Source organism: Pseudanabaena sp. BC1403 (genome assembly GCF_002914585.1).
Taxonomy (GTDB): Bacteria; Cyanobacteriota; Cyanobacteriia; order Pseudanabaenales; family Pseudanabaenaceae; genus Pseudanabaena.
In genome coordinates this window covers 1-1585 of the sequence record NZ_PDDM01000066.1, presented here as the reverse complement: position 1 = coordinate 1585, position 1585 = coordinate 1, and the positions used below count along the sequence as shown (strand labels likewise).

The following is a 1585-nucleotide window of genomic DNA, read 5'->3' as shown; positions in this document are numbered from 1 at the left end:
TTATACTCTGACCAGTTGCGGATCTGATATTGCTGTTTCATTTGTTACGGTTTCATCTCCTGATTAATATCTAATTTACCTTCCCCTCCCCTTTTTATGCAACAACGCCTTATGCTGAGGTACTTATAGAAGAAGTAAAAAATCAGGATTATTTAGAGCAACATCAAATACTGCTTGACTTATGCATAAATATTATGTATAAATTGAATATTATCTGCACAAATAAAGCTTATCTTGCAGGAGCTAGTTATGATGACACTTGATAATGACTCTCTTTTGACCAATCCTGCTCTCTCTACTGGTAACTCAGGATCGCAAAAGTATCAGAGTGCAATTGATTTAGTCTGTAGGCAAAACCTCCGAGACATCTATGGCACGATTAGGCGCGAATGTAGGAATGTAATAATTCTCAGAGAGTACTCTCAAACAGTTCTTGAATGGCACAAGCCTTGGTTTGGGCGCATGACGCTCGAACATGATGGAATTAGAACTATTGTGGAAAGATTTGATCTGTTTGGTAAAGCAGTTAGTTTGTTTACTACCTATGATTTAGTTACTTTTCGGATTGAGTAGATATAGTTTTCTCGTTTTGATCGCTATGCCAAGCAATTTAAACTTTTAATAAGGTGATTGAGGTAACTCAACGCCTTGTTTTTTTTTGATGTAAATAAATGTAAAATAAAATGAATGTTTTTTACACAAAAAATGTATTTTATTTGTATAATGAAGATCCAAAATATTTGAACAGCATACAAGAATTTATTTCACTAAATCTTAAGGAGCATTGAGAGACAGTTATGGCTACAAACAGAAAGCGCCTAAATCTTGACCTGAGTCCTGAGGCATACGAGTTGCTTCAGAAACTAGCAGAAGAATCAGGTAAGAATATGGCTGAGGTTTTAAGGACGGGATTAGCTCTCTATGGCATTGCTCAGGACGAGAAACAGAAGGGGAGATCTCTTGGAGTTGTAAAAGATGATCAGGTTGTGAAAGAGCTTGTTTTACCGTAATTTAGAGTTTTGATGTGGGTTCGGTAATTCGATAAAAGGAGTCGAACTCATAGACATATTGTCCAGAGTTCGATTTTTTATAGGTACTAAGTAATAAATAATGTCTACAAACTATTACAAAGTGAGTGAATATCTTCCATTCCAAGCACTTGACATGGCTGTTCCTGATCAAGTAATTGATATAGACGATTTTTCCGTTAGGGTTTCCTATAGAACAAATCATAACTACTATTCAATAACTAGATAAGCTCAATCTCGAAATGGTTGAGCTTATCAAAAATAGAGGCAAATGTATTGTAAATGTGCATAATAAAGCCCTAGAAATAAAGAAAGAGGAGATGTAGAATGTTGCGATCACTGAAAATAATCCTGAAATAACTAAGCGCTTGGGTATGGGATTGGCTTTTGGCTTATTTGTATCATTCTTAATTTATGCAGTTATTAGCGGGGATAAAGTTTTGACTGAAAAAGTTGCGATTGGGTCAATAAGGAATGAAAAATAAATAACTTATGCATTTCAGTTATTTTGAGGAATGGCTCTATAATTCCATTTAGGAAGATATTCATCAAAAATG

Annotated in this window: 2 protein-coding genes; both read left to right on the top strand. The window is 34.8% G+C overall.

Annotated elements, in window-relative coordinates:
- Positions 1-249 precede the first annotated feature (249 nt).
- On the top strand, positions 250-573 hold the full coding sequence (locus CQ839_RS24560; protein WP_146048811.1) for a hypothetical protein: 324 nt from the start codon (positions 250-252) through the stop codon (positions 571-573).
- 224 nt (positions 574-797) lie between these two features.
- Positions 798-1010 (top strand): ribbon-helix-helix protein, CopG family, encoded by a 213-nt coding sequence (locus CQ839_RS24555; RefSeq protein WP_103670927.1) that lies wholly within the window; start codon positions 798-800, stop codon positions 1008-1010.
- The last annotated feature ends 575 nt before the right edge of the window (positions 1011-1585 follow it).